At 37.8% G+C, this 22,712-nt stretch carries 20 protein-coding genes; 10 read left to right on the top strand and 10 right to left on the bottom strand.

What is annotated here, in order from left to right:
* The first annotated feature begins 236 nt into the window (after positions 1-236).
* The 5 genes from MLE14_RS04235 (at position 237) to MLE14_RS04215 (ending at position 6,451) form a co-directional block, all read left to right on the top strand.
* Positions 237-485, top strand: a complete 249-nt coding sequence (locus tag MLE14_RS04235; protein ID WP_243297082.1) for a hypothetical protein — start codon at positions 237-239, stop codon at positions 483-485.
* A gap of 10 nt (positions 486-495) precedes the next feature.
* Positions 496-2,436: an insertion element protein gene (locus MLE14_RS04230; RefSeq protein ID WP_243297081.1), complete on the top strand. Its 1,941-nt coding sequence runs from the start codon at positions 496-498 to the stop codon at positions 2,434-2,436.
* 295 nt (positions 2,437-2,731) lie between these two features.
* Entirely contained in the window at positions 2,732-4,213 is a 1,482-nt protein-coding gene (locus MLE14_RS04225; protein ID WP_243297080.1) for a spore germination protein, read from the top strand.
* A gap of 8 nt (positions 4,214-4,221) precedes the next feature.
* Positions 4,222-5,316 (top strand): GerAB/ArcD/ProY family transporter, encoded by a 1,095-nt coding sequence (locus MLE14_RS04220; protein ID WP_243297079.1) that lies wholly within the window; start codon positions 4,222-4,224, stop codon positions 5,314-5,316.
* Positions 5,317-5,320: 4 nt separating this feature from the next.
* A complete protein-coding gene (locus MLE14_RS04215; RefSeq protein WP_243297078.1) occupies positions 5,321-6,451 on the top strand; it encodes a Ger(x)C family spore germination protein in 1,131 nt (376 codons plus the stop codon).
* Between the two features lie 837 nt (positions 6,452-7,288).
* Here the strand turns inward: MLE14_RS04215 and MLE14_RS04210 are convergent.
* The 6 genes from MLE14_RS04210 to MLE14_RS04185 all read right to left on the bottom strand — a co-directional run bounded on the left by MLE14_RS04210 (position 7,289) and on the right by MLE14_RS04185 (position 13,552).
* Complete coding sequence (locus MLE14_RS04210; RefSeq protein WP_243297077.1) at positions 7,289-7,648, bottom strand: hypothetical protein; 360 nt, start codon at positions 7,646-7,648, stop codon at positions 7,289-7,291.
* Positions 7,649-7,892: 244 nt separating this feature from the next.
* The gene (gene qoxD / locus MLE14_RS04205; RefSeq protein WP_243297076.1) at positions 7,893-8,177 is read right to left on the bottom strand and encodes a cytochrome aa3 quinol oxidase subunit IV; all 285 of its coding nucleotides are present in this window, start codon (positions 8,175-8,177) and stop codon (positions 7,893-7,895) included.
* A 2-nt stretch (positions 8,178-8,179) separates the two neighbouring features.
* Entirely contained in the window at positions 8,180-8,776 is a 597-nt protein-coding gene (qoxC, locus tag MLE14_RS04200; RefSeq protein WP_243297075.1) for a cytochrome aa3 quinol oxidase subunit III, read from the bottom strand.
* Positions 8,773-10,722, bottom strand: coding sequence for a cytochrome aa3 quinol oxidase subunit I (gene qoxB / locus MLE14_RS04195; protein ID WP_243297074.1), 1,950 nt, complete (start codon positions 10,720-10,722; stop codon positions 8,773-8,775). The genes qoxC and qoxB overlap by 4 nt, the downstream gene beginning before the upstream one ends.
* Positions 10,723-10,787: 65 nt before the next feature.
* A complete protein-coding gene (qoxA, locus tag MLE14_RS04190) occupies positions 10,788-11,717 on the bottom strand; it encodes a cytochrome aa3 quinol oxidase subunit II (protein WP_243297073.1) in 930 nt (309 codons plus the stop codon).
* Positions 11,718-12,091: 374 nt separating this feature from the next.
* On the bottom strand, positions 12,092-13,552 hold the full coding sequence (locus MLE14_RS04185; protein WP_243297072.1) for a potassium/proton antiporter: 1,461 nt from the start codon (positions 13,550-13,552) through the stop codon (positions 12,092-12,094).
* A gap of 194 nt (positions 13,553-13,746) precedes the next feature.
* Here MLE14_RS04185 and MLE14_RS04180 point away from each other — a divergent pair, with 194 nt between their 5' ends.
* On the top strand, positions 13,747-14,865 hold the full coding sequence (locus MLE14_RS04180) for an NAD(P)/FAD-dependent oxidoreductase (RefSeq protein WP_243297071.1): 1,119 nt from the start codon (positions 13,747-13,749) through the stop codon (positions 14,863-14,865).
* A 69-nt stretch (positions 14,866-14,934) separates the two neighbouring features.
* Here the strand turns inward: MLE14_RS04180 and MLE14_RS04175 are convergent, their stop codons facing one another.
* From MLE14_RS04175 to MLE14_RS04160, 4 genes are all read right to left on the bottom strand, one after another.
* Positions 14,935-16,074, bottom strand: coding sequence for a glycosyltransferase family 4 protein (locus MLE14_RS04175; protein ID WP_243297070.1), 1,140 nt, complete (start codon positions 16,072-16,074; stop codon positions 14,935-14,937).
* Positions 16,075-16,142: 68 nt separating this feature from the next.
* Positions 16,143-16,682 carry a phosphatase PAP2 family protein gene (locus MLE14_RS04170; RefSeq protein WP_243297125.1) on the bottom strand — a complete coding sequence of 180 codons (540 nt, stop codon included), beginning with the start codon at positions 16,680-16,682 and terminating at the stop codon, positions 16,143-16,145.
* A 173-nt stretch (positions 16,683-16,855) separates the two neighbouring features.
* Entirely contained in the window at positions 16,856-17,548 is a 693-nt protein-coding gene (locus MLE14_RS04165) for a glycerol acyltransferase (RefSeq protein WP_243297069.1), read from the bottom strand.
* A complete protein-coding gene (locus MLE14_RS04160; protein ID WP_243297068.1) occupies positions 17,545-18,264 on the bottom strand; it encodes a glycosyltransferase family 2 protein in 720 nt (239 codons plus the stop codon). The genes MLE14_RS04165 and MLE14_RS04160 overlap by 4 nt, the downstream gene beginning before the upstream one ends.
* A gap of 613 nt (positions 18,265-18,877) precedes the next feature.
* Between MLE14_RS04160 and MLE14_RS04155 the strand changes: the two genes are divergently transcribed.
* From MLE14_RS04155 to thrB, 4 genes are read left to right on the top strand one after another with little or no spacing between them, the layout of a single operon-like run.
* Complete coding sequence (locus MLE14_RS04155) at positions 18,878-19,324, top strand: ACT domain-containing protein (RefSeq protein ID WP_243297067.1); 447 nt, start codon at positions 18,878-18,880, stop codon at positions 19,322-19,324.
* 59 nt (positions 19,325-19,383) lie between these two features.
* A complete protein-coding gene (locus tag MLE14_RS04150) occupies positions 19,384-20,655 on the top strand; it encodes a homoserine dehydrogenase (protein WP_243297124.1) in 1,272 nt (423 codons plus the stop codon).
* Between the two features lies 1 nt (position 20,656).
* On the top strand, positions 20,657-21,730 hold the full coding sequence (gene thrC / locus MLE14_RS04145; protein WP_390628192.1) for a threonine synthase: 1,074 nt from the start codon (positions 20,657-20,659) through the stop codon (positions 21,728-21,730).
* A complete protein-coding gene (gene thrB, locus MLE14_RS04140) occupies positions 21,717-22,652 on the top strand; it encodes a homoserine kinase (RefSeq protein WP_243297065.1) in 936 nt (311 codons plus the stop codon). Before thrC ends, thrB begins: the two co-directional genes overlap by 14 nt.
* Positions 22,653-22,712: the final 60 nt, after the last annotated feature.

Genomic DNA, 22,712 nt, shown 5'->3' with positions numbered 1-22,712 from the left:
AAGTAGTTCCGTTTTGGAGTGCAAAAACTTAAAAACACACTGTAAAAGGCACACGAATTCGTAAGTGAATTCGTGTGCCTCTTTTTATTGTGAAATAAGTATTTTTTATAAAATAATACCTCAATTCATAGTATAATTCGTTACTATTTTCACAATACTGAAATATATATTGTAGTGTTGTGATTTCTAGTGCTATTATGGTTACGAAAATACGAACGAAAGTTTGGTGGATACATATGCGGTACTTAGAACCAGAAAACAAAAATGCTAAAAGAGTGAGCTGGGAAATCTCAGAGCGGACAAGAGAAATCGTCAAGCAATACGCCGAGTATGCGGAAAAATCCGAAAGTGACACGGTTGATTTCTTCTTAACTAACATACTTACAGATAAGAAATTTCTTACATGGATTGAAGAAAAAAGAAACAACAAACGGATTGTGCAAAGAATGGGTATCGAAGATAAGGTAAAAACCAACTCGAAATGAGGGTTAACTTATGGCAAAGTTGAAAAGATTGGCGACGAAGGATGATGTGATTGTAAATGTTTGCACACCAGTTTCTGATTCTGAAATTGAAGAAAGGCACAAAGACTATGAAGAGTTAGAACCTAGAAAATTTGCTTTCCGTTATAACCCTATGATGTACTTACCAACAACATTCACACTTAATGGGCAAACACATTCTATTCAATACAATTACTGCATCAACCCTTTCTGTCATAATTTCGGTAAAGAGCAAAAGAAATTTGAATCGATTAAAGGAAAACCTAGCAGATATAAGATAGCTGGATCTAATAATTACCACAAAAAACTAAATTGCAACGATAACCCACTAGTTGATGAATCTAGCCATAATTGCAGTGTTATTCCTTTTTCAAACTGGTCGATTGCAGAGGAAATCAAAAGATTAGTTCTGGTAGGAAGCGTACTAGATATAGAACCAGATTATCAGTTCCATAAGGAGGGTTGTGCGGATTCTTCAACCACACCCTTTAAAGACCCAAAGAATTTTTATAGTCGCGGGGAAAACAAAGCAAGATCACACAAATATCAATGCAAAACATGCAACACGTACACAAATGTTTTGCCGACTAGAGAAAGGTCAACCACTTATCATCAGAAGAAAAATGAAATACTCCCTACCTTTGCCCGATTACTTGTAGGAAAAGGAAGCATTAAACGTACCTGTGAGATTTTACAAATTGGTAATAGTACCTATTACCACAAATTAAAATGGCTTTATAGACGCTGCCTAGAGTTTTTAGAACGATATGAAACAAAACCTTTCAAAAGGATGGAATTTAACGAGGTTTGGCTCAATACGGACAAGATGAACTACTATTTAAATAACGTCATAAACAAAGGGCAAAAAGCTAAGAAATATTCAGGGTTAGTTGAGAGGCAATTACAGACCTATCTCGTGGTAACGGCAGATGCTTCTTCACGGTATGTTTTTCGTTCAGATATTGCATATGATTCGAACATTACATTGGAAGATCTAGAAAGGGACACCATCCTTTATAAAGAAGATCACTTAAATACATTCTGTCGGAAAAACGACAGATTAGAATGGTCGTATTATCCACAAGAACCGACTGATAATGATACAGAGGATGTAGGGGGCTATAAGTATGAACTAAACAAAATAAAGAAACGTGGCCAATATGTTGACGGCTTGCATGTTAATGTCGGTTATACAAATACTGCTCATTTTTGGTTAATAAAGAAACTTGTCAATGCGAAAGAATGGAGATTAATCACTGATGATGATAAATCAATAAGAAATGCCTTCTATCGAGTCTTTACGAACGAAATCAGGTTAAGTGATGCTCACCATTTTATTACCCGATCTGATAAGACTAAAGGCAGAGAACAGTGTGAGATGGAATTTGAGGATGCAAAAAATCATCTCCATGAATGGGGAGATGCAAAAGGATATAAAACAAGAAACTTACGGACATTACCTAGTCATTACCTAGAAGAAGTTCTCCATAGACATGAATTTTCAGAAGAGAAAATTAAGGACGGTTTACGTTATAGAGTTCACAAAGATAACCCTCTAGTACACCCACTTGCTTCAGAGGATAGAGGCTTTCATACAGTAGATTGTATGACTGACTTATCTTCCTGCGAACCAAGTGATATTGCAAAAATGATTATGAATGTAAATGATCACTCCGTAAATAGCTTTATTCAACTTGTTAGAAGAAGAATTTCTTCTTTAGAAAGACCACTGACAACAGCTCGGGGTGATAAGAAAAGTTATATCTACGCTAACCTCAACCCAGAGTATGCTCAGTATATGGTGACGATTTTAAGAACGTATTACAACTTCTGCAAACCGATGAAAATGGGGAGTAAGAAACAAACCCCTGCTCAACGATTAGGCATTGTGGACAAGCAATTTAGTTTCGAAGATATAATTTATTTTAAATGAAAAAAGAGCTTGGGATTGTTCTCAAGCTCTTTTTGTTAAACTAAAGCACCCTTTACTTTAAGTACATTTATTCACAAACTAAAACACTGACCCATTGTACGGATGTAATAAGGAAGATTGTTTCCATAACATAAAATAATATAGATAAAAGTACCAGCAACTAACAAACTTTTGGATAAACACTCACTTGATAAAATCATATTTTATTCTTCTTTTAACCAAAATAAATACTATTTTCTGTATAAACTAATTTTTTTAACAGACACTATAAAAAACGTTGAAGGAAATGTTAAGAATGACAGAGCGTCATAATAATGAGAGCTTGCCAGGTTATGAAAAAATTAAATCGATTCTTAATGAATCACCCGACTTGAATTGTCGAAAGATTGAAGCTGGACAAGTGGGGATTCATATTATTTTCATGAAGAATTTAATTAAGCCAGAGATTCTAAATGAATATGTCATTAAATACATTGAACAACTTTCTGTAGAATACTTACATTACACCTATTTAATGAAAAACATTCCTATAGAAGAAATAATGGTAAATATAGAGGAACAAGAAGTTATCTCTTCCCTATTAAATGGATTTGCTTATATTTATTTCTTAGAAGAGAAAAAGGGATTCATGGTGAACTGCGCAAATCCCATTGAACGCTCCATCGAGAAAGCAGAAACAGAATCGTTAGTATATGGACCTAAAATTTCGTTTACTGAATCAATAACTTCTAACGTTAAGATAATAAGACAAAATCTAAAAGATAATAATTTGTGCACGGATGAAATAAAAATTGGCGAACGCGTTCAAAAGCAAGTAAGAATTGTATATATAAAAGATATTGCGAACGATGACACTCTTCAGATACTTAAGGACAGGATTAATCAATTAAAAACGGAAAATATAAATGACAGTTCCGTTTTGGCTCAATGCCTAGAAGATAATCATTACTCATTACTTCCACAATTTATTTTAACCGAGCTTCCCGATCGGTTCATCTATTCGATTTTAAACGGCAGAATTGGGGTTTTTATAGATGGTAGCCCAGTAGCCATTATTGGGCCAGCTAATTTTTTCTCATTTTTCGAATCAACAGAAGATATCTATTTGAGATGGTCTTTAAGTACATTTATCCGTTTTATCCGATTATTTGCTATGGTAGGTTCTCTTTTTTTAACACCCATTTATGTGGCTGCCATGACTTATCATTTTGAACTCATACCATCTAAATTGTTATTTATCATTGGACAATCACGTTCACAAGTTCCTTTTCCGCCCTTATTAGAAGCACTCTTACTAGAATTGTTAATTGAGTTACTTAGAGAAGCTGGTGCCCGCCTTCCTTCAAAAGTAGGACAAACAATGGGAATTGTAGGAGGTATTGTCATTGGCCAAGCAACGGTTGAGGCAGGATTAACTAGCAATATTTTAATTATCATTGTTGCATTTAGTGCATTAGGGGCATTTTCGGCTCCTATTTATGAAATGGGCACTGCTGTCAGAATTGCTAGATTTCCAATCATTATTTTAGCAGGTGTTTGGGGGTTAAATGGAATCATTTTTGGTATATGTATTCTAATGGTTCACTTGTTAAAATTAACTTCTTTAAATAAACCTTATCTTGCACCTCTATATCCGCTAAGAATGAAAGATTTGCAATATTTTTTAATACGTCTCCCCCACCATTTTTATATGAGGCGACCGTTAGTAAATCGACCAAAAGACTCCATTCGCCTAAAGGAGCGATTAAGAAATATAACAGATTTAGATGAATTTTGAGGTGCAAAATGAAATCAAATATACGATTTGTTAACGCCTTTATGGCGTTTTATATCATACACACTTCGCAAATTGGTATGGGAATTCTTGGAGTTCCAAGAATTGTGTATCTAGAATCAAAAAAAGATGCTTGGATATCCATTTTACTATCTGGTTTATTCGTTAGCTTGATTACATGGTTAATGATTTCTATCCTAAAAAAAAATGAAGGTGGTACTCTTTTTGAAATTCATGAACATATATTCGGACGCTTGATTGGTAGTATTTTTAACTTCCTTATTGTCATTTACTTTATTGCCGTCCATTATTCGATTACCATTAGTTATGTCGAGTTGTCACTAACATGGGGATATGAAGGTGTCTATGAATGGGTCGGGGTATTGGCTTTATTAATATTAACCATTTATGCTGTATCCGGCGGATTTAGAGTAGTGACCGGTGTTTGCTTCTTATCCTTTTTATTGACTATATGGCTGCTATTTGTTGTGTACCAACCACTTCAAACCATAAACCTAACTAGGATTTTACCTATTATGACGACAACTCCTTCAGAAATTATGAAAGGAGTTTTCAAGAGCAGTTATACAATGTTAGGTTTCGAGACGTTATTTTTTATTTTTCCATTTATAAAGGAGAAAAATAAACTACAGCTGTTTAGTCAAATAGCAGTCTGGTTTACGACCATTCTTGTTTTAATAACAACTGTTGTTTCTATTCTATTTTTTAGCGCGAAAGAATTAGAGAAGAATGTATGGCCTGTTGTCAGCATGATTAGCACGGTCCATTTTCCATTTATTGAGCGCTTTGAATTTGTTGCGGTTCCATTATGGATTTTAGTTATTTTTCCAAACCTATGTATCACTCTGTATATTTCTTCCATGGGTATTAAACAGATTTTTCATATAAAACAGAAATATGGAATATGGCTCATCTCCATTATCCCTTTTATCTGCAGTTTTTTAATTACTAAAAGAGTAGATAATAATTATTTTTTTGATCAAATTGGCAAAATTGGATTTTTTCTGTGGTTTATCTATCCGATTTTCTTGTATGGAATAACCATTATAAAATCAAAAATCAATACTCGTTCCAGACGGAGTTGAAAGAATGAAAAAAATTGTTATTCTGCTGTGTTCTCTTCTTTGTACTGCATGTATGGCCCCTGAAAAAATAATAGAAATGCAAGGGATTTCAACGATTATTGGTTTTGACTTGCTTGATGACAATACATACAAAGGCACTATCAGTTTGTTACAATTTGACCGAAAAGAAGAAAAGACAAGTGTAACTCTTTCTGCTGAGGGAACGACTAGTAAACAAATCAGACAAAAACTAGAGGAACAGACAAGCCATGACATTACGTCTGGTCAATTAAGAACCATACTGTTTAATAAAAATATGGCAGAAACAGTAGGAATTTCTTCTTTTCTGGATACTATGCAACGAGATAGTAGTATCGGTTCTTTAATTTTTTTGGCCATTACTGATAATGCTGAGGAGACGATTAACAATACAAACTATGAAGAATATCCCGAAATGGGATCCTATATCTATCAACTATTGGATAAACACGAAAAGAAAGAAATGTTAGTCAACTCCAACTTACATGATTTTATAACTACACTATATGAAATTGGAATCGATCCTACACTACCCATGATTAAAAATGCAAATGGGGCTGCACCTTCTATAAGTGGTGTTGCATTATTCAAAGATGATAAAATTGTGGGGTCTATTTCGTTGATAAACACCTTTTATCTAAAATTATTCACAAATAATAAGGCATTTTTAGGTGATATAACTGTAGAGATTCCTGCTGGTGAACTAGAGAATAGGGATATGGCAAAACTCAACCTTCCTAAAAGTGATATTTATAAGATCACACTTCATCCGATAAAGTACAAAGGAAACATTGAAATAAAGAACGAAGAATTTGTGCATTTAAATGCAACGATATCCGTTTCAATATTAGAATCCCAACCCACTATTTCTTTGAAAAATAAAGATTCACTAAACAAGACGGAGCAACTAATTGGTGAAGCCCTAAACAAAGAATTTGGATATATACTTGAGGAATTAAAAAATTTAAATACTGACCCCATTGGCATCGGAAGAAAAATAAGAAGTGTAAGAAAGTATTCCCATTTAACTGAAGGAGATTTAAGACAAAATTACTCTATACTAAAAATAAAACCAAATATAAAGGTGGAAATTAAGCGAACTGGATCAATTGATTAACATATTTTTAGGAACAAAAGCGCTAACACCGACTTAACACGACCCAAGTGTTGATTATTCACTGGGTCTTTTTCTCATTTTGGCGTGACTCCAGCGGGAATAGCGTGAGACTAAGCTACACCCGAATAGAGCGTCAACCTGGAGTGGAAGTCTACGATATAAAAAACACAAAGCTTTGGAAAACAGTCTTTATCTTTAATCACCTCTTGGTTTTTTTCTAAACTACAAAAAGAATTTATTATTAGAAACAGGCAATTTTAATTCAGCAACCCCTTTAGTACAATAAAAAGGAAAATCCCCATTAGAAAAGGCATTATTCATTTTTCAAGCGAAGAAGACGTTTGTTACATATTCTTCAACTCAATTTCAACTGTACTAAAATCCTAAAAAATACCAATTGATTATAAAACGTTTTCTCTGATATGTTGGATAACGGTTCAAATTCAGATACTAGGGGGGCATTTTTAGTTGGTAGAAGGAAGCAGAGTTATATTCGATTCAAAAATTTATATTATTCATTGGGTATATGATAGTGGGTACTGTAAAATTAAAAACGATGAACATATTAAGTTAGTTAAACTTTCAGATCTAACACCTCTAGAATAAGCATCAATTAGAATGTCTGATTTGAGGACCATGAAGCACTCTTTCTACGAGTGCTTTTTTATTTCCAAAGATCAATAACATGGATTTTACCAAATTCCTATTGCACTAATCTGCCCCTTTAGTACAATAACTTCTACTAAATTAGCGTCAACCCTTTATTAGATCAACGCTAGCTGTTAATCAAAAACTTAATATTCTGGAAATTCTACTCAAAGCAAAATGTAATCACCGTTAAAATTTCATTGGAGGCATTAAAAAATGTATGAACACTTGATAAATAGTAAAGAAAAGAACCAAGAGCAACCATGTGTTTATAGTATGTTTTTTACGAAGAAGCAAATAACAAATAACAACGGATAAAATACCACCTATTATTCCATCTGTTAAAATGATAGGTATTATCAATAAATAATCAGGAATTGTATTAGTAAATATCTCAGTAAAGGCGTTGAAAATTCCAGCAGGAATGATATGCACCCAATCGAAATTCATCCGTTCAAATCTAAAATGAGAAACTTGAAACCATACAAGATAGAGAACCAGCGAAAGCAATGAAAATAATAAGAAACCTCTCCAAAAGAATTTCTTCAAATGAGTTTCTCCTCCTTTCTAATTATACAATCCTGTCCGTTAGTTGAATAACCCTATCTATATAATATCACATTTACGGAATATTCTTATAAATGGGAGGAAAATCACTAAACACTTGCGATTTCATATGAGATTTTAATTACGAATACATAGTAAAAAAGCAGCCCGTTTTGGACTGCTTTTTCTACTTTTGTACTCCAAAACGGAACTACTTACTCTTTAGAAGCGCCCTCCTTTTATTTTTTTATACATAACCCCAAATTAATGTGAGTAAAGTTCCGAAGATGGTGGCTAATGCAATAATGACTGCATAATAAATATTTGTATAGATAGCTCCTCTATCCTTTGTCTCACCTGCATGCATAAACACGACAAGTTGAAGACCAGCCTGAAGAAAAGCTGTGATCAGCAGAACTGTCATTCCTGCTGCAAAGGACATGTCTAAGAAATAAACAAGTAATGCAACCAATGTCAAAACGAGTGAAAAGACAAACCCCATTACCTGTTTAAGCGGGAATAATTCTTTCATGTCTACATCATTCCTTTCAAGTAGATGAAGCTGAAGATAAAGATCCAGACTACATCTAAGAAATGCCAGTAAAGAGAGAAAATGAATGACTTATTGGCCGTAGCAGGAGTCAGCCCGCGTTTTTTAACCTGCAGGATGATAGATAATCCCCAGAATAGACCAAAGGTAACGTGCGCACCATGTGTTCCTAATGTTGAGAGCAGAGCTGCTGTAAAGGCACTCGTTTGCAGCCCGGCTCCAATATGAACATAGTGTATAAACTCAAATATCTCAACACTGAGGAAGCCCAGCCCCAGGAGCAGAGTTACAGCAAAGAATGAAAGCATGGCTTTCTTATTTCCAAGTCGCATCGCGTGAATCCCCAAGCCAATTGTAAAACTGCTTGTTAAAAGCAAAAGGGTTTCGATAAGGACTGGTGTAATTTCAAAAATTTCAGCTCCAGCTGGTCCATTGCCGATTCGGTTCTCCAGTGTAAAGAAAGACGCAAAGAGTGTTCCAAAAAGCATAATTTCAGCGCCAAGGAAAATCCAGAAGCCTAAAATATTTAGATTATTTTGTTCTGTACCATATTCAAGAGGTTGCGTGTGATCTATTTTCATTTCTTTGCACCTCCCAATTTTTCTTCTGTCTTTTTAATCTCATCGACAGAGATATGATAGCCGTGATCTTGTTCAAATGAACGCATCGCCATGCAAACAAAGATTGCGATAGTTGAAAGAATTAACGGGATCCATAAGCCGAATACAAAGAAGAATCCCCATCCGAAGAAAATAGCTCCCATGATAAACGGCGCGCCGGTTTTGTTCGGCATATGAATCTCTTTATATTCCCCTTTAAATAGTGTGTGTCCGTTTTTCTTAGCATCCCAGAATGCTTCACTTGAATTCACTTCAGGTGTAATCGCAAAGTTGTATTCAGGCACTGGACTATGTGTAGCCCATTCAAGTGTCCGGGCATCCCATGGATCTGAACCAATATCTCTTGGTGCATAACGAATGCTGTAATAGATATTGTAAACAATCAAGATGAAACCTGCGGCAAGACCAAGTGCTCCAACAAATGAAATCATATTCCAGATGCCAAACCCGCTAGCTTCTGAATAGGTGTACATCCGGCGGGCTTGCCCGTCAAGTCCGGAAATAAACATTGGCATAAACGCAACGAGAGTACTAATAGCAATTGTCCAGGCAGCTGCTTTTCCCAATTTTTCATTTAGCATAAAACCAAACATTTTTGGCCAGTAGTATGTGAGACCGGCAAGCATCGCAAATACGACACCAGGTATAATGACCATGTGGAAGTGAGCGACCAGGAACATCGTATTATGGTACTGATAATCAGCAGCGGACATTCCAAGCATAACCCCTGTTACTCCCCCGATTGTGAAGAGAGGAATAAATAGGAGTGCATACAGCATTGGTGTTGTTATGACAATTTTCCCTTTCCATAAGGTCAGCAGCCAGTTAAAGATCTTAATCCCTGTCGGAACCGCAATCGCCATTGTTGTGATTGAGAAAATACTGTTAACCATGGCTCCTTGCCCCATCGTAAAGAAATGGTGTACCCATACTAGGAAGGAAAGCAGGGAGATAATAACCATCGACCAAACCATAGATTTATAACCATATAGATTACGTCTTGCAAAGGTAGAGATAACCTCACTGTAAATACCAAATGCAGGCAGGATTAGAATATACACTTCAGGATGTCCCCATACCCAGAACAGGTTGGCCCAAAGCATATCCATACCGCCATTTTCGGTTGTAAAGAAGTTTGTCGCAAACAGACGATCCATCGTTCCCATCGCCAGTGCCACAGTCAGAACCGGGAAGGCAAATACAATAATGACGTTCGTGATGAGAGAAGCCCACGTAAACATTGGCATTTTCATTAAAGTCATGCCAGGTGCTCTCATTTTTAGAATGGTGGTCATAAAGTTAATACCAGTCATTAAGGTACCGAGACCGGCGATTTGCAATGAAATCATGTAATAATTGGTCCCAACAGACTGGCTAAACTCTGTGCCGGCCAGCGGGAAATAAGACGTCCAGCCAGCGTCCGGGGAGCCACCGATAACAAATGAAATATTAAATAGCATTGCACCGGCAAAAAATAGCCAGAAGCTGATTGCGTTAAGACGCGGAAATGCGACGTCACGAGCCCCTATTTGCAGAGGAACAACAAAGTTCATTAAGGCCATAATGAATGGCATTGCCATGAACATGATCATGACAACCCCGTGTGTGGTAAAAATTTCATTATAATGCTGTGCATCTAACAGCGTGTTCTCAGGTACAGCCAGCTGAGCACGCATCATGATGGCATCGACGCCACCGCGGAAAAGCATCAGTAAAGCAGATATTAAATACATAATCCCAATCCGTTTATGGTCAACTGTCGTTAACCATTCGCGCCAGAGATAGCCCCATTTTTTAAAATAGGTTAAGCCAGCTATGATCGCAATGACAGTCAAGCCAATGGCAACCATAGATGCATAAATGGCGGGACTTGGATGTGGAATTGCAAATCGATCAAAGAAATCCATTTGTATGGCTCCTTTCAATAAGTAACTGTGTATGAACACAGTTGTTTTATTAAACTATCAAACTATTAATGGTGATGATCAGCATTTTCTTCGGAAGACTCATCATGGTGCTGATCATGTTCCTCTGAATCTTCATCGGAATTTCCTGATCCATGATTATGTCCGCCATGCTCCCCTTCTGGAGCTGGAGAAAATTCTAAATGTGTTCCTGTAAACGTCATTTGGCCAAGATGGCCAGGTTCAAGTAACTCATTAAATTTTTCTTCAGTCAGAGGTTCAGCTGTTTCGTGTACTTCTTCAACCCACTCATCGAATTCTTCCTGAGACATGGCTGTTACGTTAAATGTGTTTTGGGCAAATCCTTTCCCATTAAAGTTGGCGTTTCTGCCCATATATTCACCTGGGTCTTCAGCCGCCAAGTGTAACGTAGTGACCATGTCAGCCATCGCATATTTTTGGCCGCCCAGCTGCGGAATCCAGAAGCTAGTTATCGGCCCATAAGAATAAAGTTTAAATTCAAGCGGTCGGTCTGTAGGTATATAGAGATAGTTTACGGTTTCGATATTTTCTTCCGGGTAACTAAAATGCCATTTCCAGTTTGAAGTAGAAGCATAAACAACTAAAGGTTCTTGATCTTCGTACCCAACTGGTGTGGCTTCCACCTTATAGTTACTTTGGACAGAAACAAACGAAAGAAATGCAACAATTAAAACCGGTATACCAACAATAATGATTTCGACAATCGGATTTCCCTCAATATGTGGAGGCTCATAATCTTCTCTTTGTTTCGAAGCACGATATTTAATCAGCATATAGGCAAGCATGGCAAATACGACAATCACAATAAATGACATAATAAAAATGGATAATTTAATGTCATTTGCCTGTACTTCGGCCTGTGGTCCTTTTGGGTCTAAAACAGTTAAAGGCTCACATCCTGACAGTATCGCCATATAAGCAACAACCAGACTTATTAAAGCCCATTTCAATTTCATACGAATCCCCTTTCTGGTATGGTTAAAACAAAGATTAAATAGTATTCAAAAAGAATGTTAATTTTTTCACAAATTCATATCTTTATCATAGTAAGGTATACGAAAAAATACAATTGAAAGTGATGGATGTCACAAAAAGTTCATGAAGAAATGGCTAAAGTATGACAAAAAAGTTCATAAAATCGCCGTTAATTAATGGTAATCGCCGATTAAACTTAGCTGTCTTTATAAAAATGAAGTATGATGGAGAGATAGATATATTTAAGTTGGTAAATTGTATAAAACGAAAAGAAAATTATATTTATATAACAAAAAAGCAGGGACCTTCTTAGATCCCTGCTTTTCCGTCTAATCTGAGCTTCGTGTTAAATAATTTATACAGCTTCTTCCTTCTTTTTCCCCATTAAAGTAGTTTTGACTTCTTCACGGTTCTTCTTGTGACTGATTACGTATAAACTGTCGCCATTTTCAATCGTTGTTTTTCCTGTAGGGGTAATGATATTTTTCTCCCGGATAATACCTATAATTAAAGTCTCTTCAGGCAGTTTTATATTAGTTAAGGAACTTCCTATCACAGGAGAAGTTTCGGGTAAATGTACCTCCATTATTTCCGAATCAGATTGTCCGAGAGTAATGAGCTCCATAATCGGATGATCTAATTCTTCTTTTCCACCGGTAAGACCTAATTTGGTTGCAAGCCGCGCTAATGTACTGCCCTGGAATAAAGCTGAGAACAGCACCACGAAAAAGACAGCATTAAAAATAAGATTGCTGTTTTCAATCCCCGCAACAATCGGATATGTTGCAAGGACAATCGGTACTGCTCCTTTCAGCCCCGCCCATGAAATAAACAGTTTCTCCTTAATGTTAAATTTCATAAAGAGCATGCTGAGAAAAACAGCTACAGGTCTTGCGATAAACATTAAAATAAGGGCTAATAAGATTCCTTCCCAGATGACATCTAATAATTGATTAGGAAACACTAGCAGTCCTAACAAGGTGAACATGAGAATCTGTGACATCCAGGCAAAGCCCTCATTAAACCTTAGAATCGAAAAACGATAGGTTAAATCATGATTGCCGACAAACACAGCCATTACATATACAGCGAGCAAGCCGCTGCCATTGAGAAAATCAGTAAATGCATAAGTAAAGATGGCACTCGCCATTGCGAGAACGGGATATAATCCTGACGTTTCAAGCTTTATATGGTTGATTACGAGAACAGTTAACTTTCCAAATAAAAAGCCTAAGAGCAAGCCCAGCCCCATTTGAATAAAGAAGCTCCCAACAGCACTCCAAATCGAGGTTTCGGGATACTGGATTAATTCAATAAAGATGATGGTTAAAAAAACAGCCATTGGGTCATTGGAACCTGATTCGGCTTCTAATGTAGAAGTTAAGCGCCGTTTAATATTTTTATTTCCTAAAACAGAGAACACGGCAGCAGCATCTGTAGATCCTACAATTGCACCAAAGAGCATCCCTTCAAGTAAGGACAAATCAAGGATGTACATAGCCGCAAAGCCTGTTATCACAGTTGTTAAGAAGACTCCAAGTGTAGCAAGGCTGCTGGCTGGTCCAATAATCGGGCGAATGTGGCGCCACTTAGTCTGGGTTCCGCCTTCAAATAAAATAATAATGAGAGCTAAAATACCAATAAACTGTGTGAGTTCAACATCATCAAAGAAAATAAACTGATTGAGCAGCATTCCAACTAAAAGGAATAGAACAAGCGAGGGTAAACCTAAACGAGAGGAGAACTTAGTGGCTAAAACGCCGACAAGTAACATTCCAGATAATAAAAAAATCAATGTTTCTACCGAATGATTCATTCGAACACTCCTTTCGGCTCAAGATAGGTCATATATCAAAATTATACCGATAAAAAACAGAAAAACAAAGCAATAACCCTCCATTTTGAATGGAAATGGTTCGAAAAGGGGCTCTTCTTACTTCAAGGAAGGTTGAGAAACACTTTCCAAAAAAGTACTATGGTAGAAAGAATGTAATTCAGAAGGTGTTAGCAATGAAAAAAGTAATTGTAGTAGGAGCTGGGATCCTCGGAGCATCAGCTGCTTATCATCTCGCTAAGATGGGAGCTGGGGTAACCATTGTAGATCGCTTTGATTCCGGACAAGCAACTGATGCCGCAGCAGGAATTGTTTGTCCCTGGCTTTCCCAGCGGCGAAATAAAGCATGGTATAACATGGTTAAAGCAGGAGCCTGTTACTACCCAGACTTGATCCGACAGCTTGAAAGGCTTGGACAATCTAATACGGGCTATAAACAAGTAGGTGCTCTAAGTCTTCATAGTGATTCGGAGAAACTGGAAAAGCTGGCTGAGCGTACAATCAAGAGAAGAGAAGATGCTCCTGAAATGGGAGATATAAAAATCCTATCGCCGACAGAAACGAAAAGATATTTCCCTCTTGTATCGGAGGAATATAGTTCTGTTTTTGTAAGTGGTGCGGCCCGCGTAAATGGGCGGGCATTGCGTAATGCGCTGATTCTAGCAGCGGTACAATTGGGGGCCCATTTTATAAAAGAAGATGCAGATTTAGTCTTTCAGGGTAAGCAGGTAACGGGTATTAAGTTAAAAGAACAGGAATTAGCGGCTGATTCTGTCATTGTCACGGCCGGAGTGTGGGCGAAGGATTTACTTAAACCCTTAGGCGTTGAATTTTTGGTCAGCCCTCAAAAAGCTCAAATTGTTCACTTGCAGGTTTCTGAAGCCGATACAAGTGAGTGGCCAGTGGTCATGCCTCCGAATGACCAGTATATACTGACTTTTGAAAACGGCAAGATCGTGGTCGGTGCAACTCATGAAGATGAGGCAGGACTTGATGGCCGTGTTACTGCGGGCGGTATACGGGAGGTTTTAGGAAAGGCCCTGCAGGTTGCCCCTGGTTTAGCATCAAGTACTTTCACCGAGGTCAGAGTCGGTTTTCGGCCGTTTACTCCTGATTTTCTCCCTGTGTTTGGGGCATTGCCTGCTTTTGATGGCATTTTCGTTGCAAATGGATTGGGTGCATCAGGTTTAACAAGCGGTCCCTTCCTGGGCTTAGAGCTTGCAAAATTAGCCCTCGGAAAACCGACAGACCTTAATCTCGCAGATTACGATGTTTTAGGAGCAGTAAGTAAATAAAAAGATAGAGGGAAAAGGCCAAGCCAATAAATGGCGACAAAGCCCTTTCCCTTCATTTGAATTTGAGTATTAGGCTGGATTCACATACGTATCCGGTTTTAATGCTTCTTCATATTCGTATAAAAGGTTTTCAAATATAGCGTCCCATGTTTGAGTAAGTGCATATTTTTTACCGTTGTCGGCCATTTTTAATCGCTGATCCTCATTTTTTATTAAACTTGTAATCGACTCAGCGAACCCTTCTACGTCCTTCTCTTCACACAACAGGCCAGTAACACCATGCTGTATAATGGTTCTTACCCCGCCTGCATTCGCTGCAATAACTGGAGTGCCACATGCTAAAGACTCTAACACAACGTTTCCAAAAGTTTCAGTTGTGGAAGGAAATACAAATAAATCAGAAGCCGTATAAGCCTGAACCAGGTCCTTACCTGTTAAAAAGCCTGTAAATGTCATGTTGGATGGAGCTTTTTCTTCTAATTCTTGCTTAATCGGCCCATCCCCTACCACCAGCCAATGAACATTGTTTTTCACTTCCTGTGGCAATATTTCCGCAATTTCAGGCAGGAGTCTCACATCTTTTTCTGGGGCAATCCGGCCGACATATAGTAAGATGTATTTCTCTTGAATATTGTATTTTTTTCTAACCTCTTGGCAGTTAACATTAGGATGAAAAACAGAGTGATCGACGCCATGTGTCCAAATCGACAGGTTGGTAAACCCATGTTTCTGCAGGTTTTCCTTTGTATCAAGCGATGGCACAAAGATTCTTCGAAGCGGACGGTGAAACCAATGCATATATTTCCAAAGGAATTTCTTTAAAAATTGCAGCTCATAGAAGGCTAAATACTTATCGAAATCCGTGTGATAGGAACCAACGATTGGAATATTTAATTTTTTTGCGTAGTATAATCCGCAAAGCCCCATATTAAAAGGAGTTGCTACATGAATAATGTCTGGTTGAAAGCTTTGCAGCTCAGCTTTTACTTGTGGCATTTTAGGGAATGCAAGTTTGCAGTCAGGGTAAAAAAATAACTTTAGGCTTTTAAACCGATGGATATTGTCAGAATATATACTGCCTGAGCTTTCCGGTGCAAATACGCGAAACTCAATATCATTGTCCGCTAAATAATCGGTAAACCGTTTTAATGTTCTTGCCACCCCATTGATATCCGGTGCAAAAGTATCCGTAAAAATGGCGATTTTCATGGGAGCCCTCCATTATTTAATTCAATTTGTAAAATGTATGTTCTGCATGGATGTCAGATGAGAAATGTCTACATAAATCCATACAGAAAGAAATGCTTCACCCACATAAAAGACAAAAACCCTGATACACAGCCTAGTATACAACCGGCCAAAACGTCAGATGGATAATGCAGCCCTAAATAAATTCGGGAAAAGCCAACGATCAGACCGACGGGAACTAAAATAAGTGAAAGTACAGGGTTCAAAAGAACAAATGGAGTAAGAATCGCAAAGATGGCTGTTGTATGACCAGAAGGAAAAGAATGGTCCTTTAATGGATTGTCTGTTACATGGATGTATTCAAGGACTATATACGGCCTTGAGCGGGGATACATTTTTTTAATAAGGGCAACGGGAATATGACTTATGGTTAAAGCAATAGCACTGGCAATTGCCGTGTATTGAACGGATTCAGATGATAAAAGAATAATTCCTAAAACAAGCGAAATCGTAAAAGTCGCCCCGCCTATATGTGTGACCGTACGAAAGAAGCGATTAAGCAGTCTTCTTTCAAAATAGCGGTTGATCTTCCGAAACAATTTACATTCCAATGCATAAAAGCGTTCCATATACCTGACCAATACAGTCACCTCCCAACTGAAAAAGACCTCTTACTAAAGATTTTAAAGAATTAATATTTAGAAAATACAAATTGTTTGTAAAGGATTTGCAATGATTTTTGAAATAAATAAAAAAGGGTTTCCCCCCACTGGATATTGTGGTAAGGGTGAACCCTTTTTTCTTATACATCTCCACATTTTTGAGCTAATTGGTTGATGGAATCACGTAATTTTTGAGAAACGATTTTCAGTTCAGATTTAAATGGCTCACCGTCTCTAAAGGAAATGGGTTCTCCTGTAATAACGGTATGTGTTTTTTTACTTACGTATAAAGGGATAAAGTGTATGTGATTTCCTGTTTCTCTATGAAAATATCTTTCCAGGTAGAGAAAGCCTTCATACATTCCCTGCATAACAGAGGAGGAATTGGCATATTCAATATCAGGAAAAATCAGAATTGGTTCCCCCCGCTTTAAGGTCTGCACACTATCATTAAAAGTATCTACGATCTTTTTTGTTCCTCTGAAAACAGGGATAGCGTTTGCTGATTGAAAAAATTTTGAAATAAGGGAGGATAACAGAAAGGCTATAAAAGCCGCAAATTTCTTTTTCATTTTTAAGCGGACAGTAAATGTATAGTCCACAAATTGCCGATAACAGCTAGTTTTATCAAAAAATACATGGAGTACCCATACCCGAACAGGGATTGGCAGCCAAAGGTATGTCACAAATGGCCCATAAAAATTTTGATGGTGGGAAACATATACTGCCGGACCTGCAGGAGTACCTGATAATATAATTTTATATTTGGGATACACTGTTCTTGTTACAAAGCGGACAAATCTAAATAATTTACCGTAAAAATGGCTATTCATTTTTTTCTCCAATGGCTTGCATCATGAAAATAACCCCTTACTAACTTAGAAAAAATTTTGAATGAATCAAATAATGGATGGTAATGGGAACTTTCATTTCTATTAAAATATAAGGTCTGAATCGGGACTTTACGAAAATGGATATCTCTTAATCGCGCATGAATAAGCATATTTATTTCGTATTCATAACGTTCCCCTTTTAATTCAAGCAACCAGGGGAGCTGTGAAACAGGAATCCCACGCAAACCGGTTTGTGTATCTTCGAGTTTATAGTGAAATAATAAATAGAATAGGAAACTAGTTATTCTATTTCCTAACTGACTCCTTCCTGGGACATACGTTTTGCGAAAATCTCTAACTCCTAATACGATCTCTCGGTACCCAGGAGTAATGGCATTTGCTACCTTGAAAACATCTTCAACCGAGTGTTGTCCATCCGCATCTGCGGTTATAACACCGTCCATACCTTGAAAATGTTCTAAAAAGTAAGCGAAAGCAGTTTTAAGGGCCCTGCCCTTTCCTTTGTTTTCATGATGTGTTACTACTGTGCATCTTTCTATTAAACTAATTTCTTGAAAAATATTGTCACACTCTTCATGACTCCCATCATTTACGACAATGACATGTTTCGCCCCTTTTGCTAAAAGCGCTTTTACATAATCAATCAAGCTTTCTGTCGGGTTAAGGGCGGGGATAATAATCACATAATTCCTCATGAATCAATTCTCCTCTCCATGCCCATAAGTTAAAGTACCCATGCCTGTTTTTATTTCACGAAAGCGCGAAGCAAGAAAATCCTTTAGGTTGCGGGCTGCCAGTAAACTTTTTGTATGGGAGTGAAAGTAAATAATCTATTAAATCTCTTTGAGAAAGAATGATAGGGTACTATGTAACTTTTTCTAATATAATGATCAAATCATAGCTGGAACCAAAATATGGATGAATAGGTATTTGTTTAATATTTTACCCTTTCGTTTTTTTATGCTCAAATTTTATGCAAGGAAATAAACTGATGCTCGATCCCGGGATCGCTCCTGGACTGTAATATACTTCTTATTAATATCATATAAGACTGGACAGTATTATATGTAAAAGCATTTTGATTTTCCTCATAAATCGCTTCTTCTGTATCTGACGTTGTCAGATACCTAATATCTATGCTCACCGTCTCTCCGCTGATGATAAGGACATTGCTATTTGCGTGTTCCCATGGAAACTTTGCTTTGCCATGAATCTGCAATTCGCTAAAAAATAGACTTGAAATAGATCAAATTTAGGCATATAATGTCCACTATATATATACAAATGTCCGTTTAGGGAGGACTTGTTTTGACTCGTAATAAGGAAAAGTTTTATTTAATTCATAGCGATATTTTGCCGGAGTCTATTTATAAGACGGTAGAAGCAAAAAAACTTGTTGAAACAGGAGAAGTCGAGACCGTTCATCAAGCAGTTGAAAGAGTGGGGTTAAGTCGAAGTGCTTATTATAAGTACAAAGATAAAATTTTTCCCTTTAATGCAGCGACTTATAAGCAAATAGTCACGTTTTCCCTTATTTTAGAGCATCGGTCCGGTATCCTATCCAACGTGTTAAGATTTGTTGCCGAAAAATCAGGTAATATCTTAACAATCAATCAAAGTATTCCTTTGCAAGGAATCGCCAATGTCGTTCTTTCTGTAGACACAGCTTCTCTTAATCTACCTACTTCAGAGTTTATAGATGAGCTTAGCCAGGTAGATGGAGTAAGGAAGGTTGTTATAGTGGGTCAAGGCTAGATAAATTGAGAGGAAAAGAGGGTGGCATTGTGAAAAACCATAAGATAAAGCTAGGTTTGATGGGTATGGGGACAGTGGGTACCGGAGTCATTCGCTTAGTTGAGGGACACCAGGAAGAGTTATTTAAACAAACGGGAATGGAAGTGGAAATCGGACGCATTCTCGTACAAGATTTAAACAAGGAAAGAATGATTTCGGTAGCGTCTGATCTGATTACAGATGATCCATACCGCCTGCTCCATGATCCAGAAATTGATGTCATTGTAGAAGTAATGGGCGGGATAGAACCCACCAGGTCATACATATTGGAAGCATTAGAGCAAGGCAAGCATGTAGTAACAGCCAATAAAGATTTAATGGCATTACATGGAGCCGAATTATTAAAGAAAGCTGCAGAGAAAAACTGTGACCTATTTTATGAGGCAAGTGTAGCTGGAGGGATTCCAATTTTAAGAGCATTAGTAGAGGGATTTTCTTCAGACCGAATCACCAAAATTATGGGTATAGTAAATGGAACAACCAATTATATTCTGACAAAAATGAGTCAAGAGGGTGCCTCATATCAGGAAGTTTTACAAGAGGCGCAAAGCTTAGGGTATGCAGAAGCTGACCCTACGTCAGATGTGGAGGGATTAGATGCAGCCAGAAAAATGGCAATCTTAAGCACACTTGGCTTCCATGTTGGCATGAACCTAGATGAGGTTTCTTGCAAAGGGATTTCACAAGTAACACAGGAAGACATCCTCTATGGCCAAAGATTGGGGTATACACTGAAGCTCATAGGAATTGCGAAACGAGATGATGATTTAATCGAAGTCAGTGTGCAGCCTACTATGCTCAAAAACTCCCATCCGCTTGCTTCGGTTAATGGTGTCTTTAATGCCGTATATGTGTATGGAGAAGCTGTCGGGGAGACGATGTTTTACGGACCAGGAGCAGGTGAACTTCCAACTGCAACCGCCGTTGTTTCCGATTTAGTTACCGTTGTAAAGAATATGAAGCTAGGTGTCAATGGGCGCGGTATGGTAGCTCCCTATAAAGAAAAGAAACTAAAAACAGATGAACAAATATGGGCGAAATATTTCTTACGTCTCATTGTCGAAGATAAAAGCGGTGTATTAGCTCAACTCACAACTAAAATGGCAGATGAAAATGTAAGTTTAGAACAGGTGATCCAGCATCCGACTAAAGACGGTAAAAACACGGCGGAACTCATCATGATTACACATTTATCATCTAAAAAGAGTATTAGTCATATTTTAAATGAACTGAAACAATTGGAATTTGTGAATGAAATTAAAAGCGTTTATCGAGTGGAAGGCAGTGAATAACATGAGCGGAATTCTGGCAAAATATGCACCTTATTTACCAATTACAGCAAAGACCCCATCTCTTACCTTACATGAAGGGAATACCCCGTTATTATTTGCACCTAATTTATCTGAAAAATTAGGGCTTGAGCTTTATTTTAAGTATGAGGGATTGAATCCAACAGGTTCATTTAAAGATCGGGGAATGGTTATGGCTGTTGCTAAAGCAATCGAGGAGGGCAGCCGAACCATTATGTGCGCTTCAACCGGCAATACCTCTGCTTCAGCAGCAGCCTATGCAGCGAGAGCTAACCTTAATTGTTTTGTTTTAATACCAGAGGGAAAGATTGCCCTTGGGAAGTTAGCCCAAGCGATCGCGTACGGGGCTAAAATTATTGAAATTAATGGGAATTTCGATGATGCTCTTTCCATTGTCAAAGACATTACGGCTAAAGAACCGATTACTCTTGTCAATTCCATTAATCCGTATCGTTTGGAAGGACAAAAGACGGCTGCGTTTGAAATCTGTGACGAACTCCAGGATGCCCCGGATATTTTGGCAATACCGGTTGGAAATGCTGGAAATATCTCAGCCTATTGGAAGGGATTTACAGAATATTATCAGAACGGCCAAACTGAGAAGCTGCCACAAATGTATGGTTTTCAAGCAGCAGGTGCAGCGCCAATTGTAAAAGGTAAAGTTGTTGAGAATCCTGAAACGCTTGCCACTGCAATCCGTATCGGAAACCCGGCAAGCTGGGAGAAAGCAACAAATGCTTTACAGGAATCAAATGGCCTGATTGATGAAGTTACCGATGAACAAATTGTAGAAGCCTATCAAACCTTAGCCCGTTCTGAAGGAATATTTGCTGAACCGGCTTCAGCCGCTTCGTTAGCAGGAATTATCAAACAACGACAATCTGGCCAGTTAGAAGCAGGCAAAAAAGTCGTTTGTGTTTTAACAGGAAATGGATTAAAAGACCCGGATACATCGATTCAATATGCCAAAATCCAGCCAGTTAAAGTTGATAGCAGTTATGATTCTGTATTAAAGGTTTTGCATGAATATGCCGGTGAACACAATGGAACAGTTTGAAGTGACGGTTAGAGTTCCTGCAAGTACGGCCAATCTCGGCTCTGGCTTTGATGCCATCGGAATGGCTCTGAATTTATATACTACGATTAAAATGCGCCGAGCTTCAAACACTCGGATTGCGTTTAGAGGGAACAATTTAGAGGGACTTTCTTCCGGTAAAGATAATTTAATATATCAAGCGGCTATAGCGGTTTTTAAGCGTGCAGGCTTTCCTATTCCAGAGCTTGAGATGGAAGTAGAGAGCGAAATACCATTAACAAGAGGTTTAGGAAGCAGTGCAGCCGCGATTGTAGGAGGTATGGTTGCGGCGAATATCATGCTTGATGAACCTTTAGAGAAGAATGAAATCTTTTATTTAGCAACTCAAATGGAAGGTCACCCTGATAATGTAGGGGCATCTTTATTCGGCGGTATTGTGGTTGCAGCCAAAAACGATGGAAAGGTTTCCTATATTCACTTTCCTCCGCCTGAGGGTATTCGGGCAGTAGTGGCTATTCCGGAATATTCCTTATCCACAGCCGCTGCCAGAGATGTTTTACCCTCTTCTTATTCTCGGGAAGATACAGTATATGCCATTGGTCATTCAGCTTTGTTGGCGGGTGCTCTAGCGCGAGGAGAACTTTCTGTCTTATATGAAGCGATGTCAGATCGAATTCATCAGCCATACCGTGCAGCTCTTATTCCAGGGCTTGAGGAATTGTTAGCAACTGGCCAACAGTATGGAGCCATCGGGGTGGCTTTAAGCGGGGCAGGTCCAACCATGATTGCTTTAACAGATAAAGATGATAAACAACTTACTGATCACATTCATCATGTTTTACATAAGCATGGGGTAAATGCAAATATAGTAACTCTTTCGATTGACACGGTCGGTGTTACCGTTGAATCTAAGATAAATGCCAAAAAAACATTTACTAGTTAATAGCTAGTAAATGTTTTTTTACAATAATGGCTTATTATGTCGGAAGATAAAAATCGGTTT

It is taken from the genome of Bacillus litorisediminis (genome assembly GCF_022808645.1).
Classification (GTDB): Bacteria; Bacillota; Bacilli; order Bacillales; family JC228; genus Bacillus_BF; species Bacillus_BF litorisediminis.
This window is presented reverse-complemented; position numbering and strand designations above follow the sequence as displayed.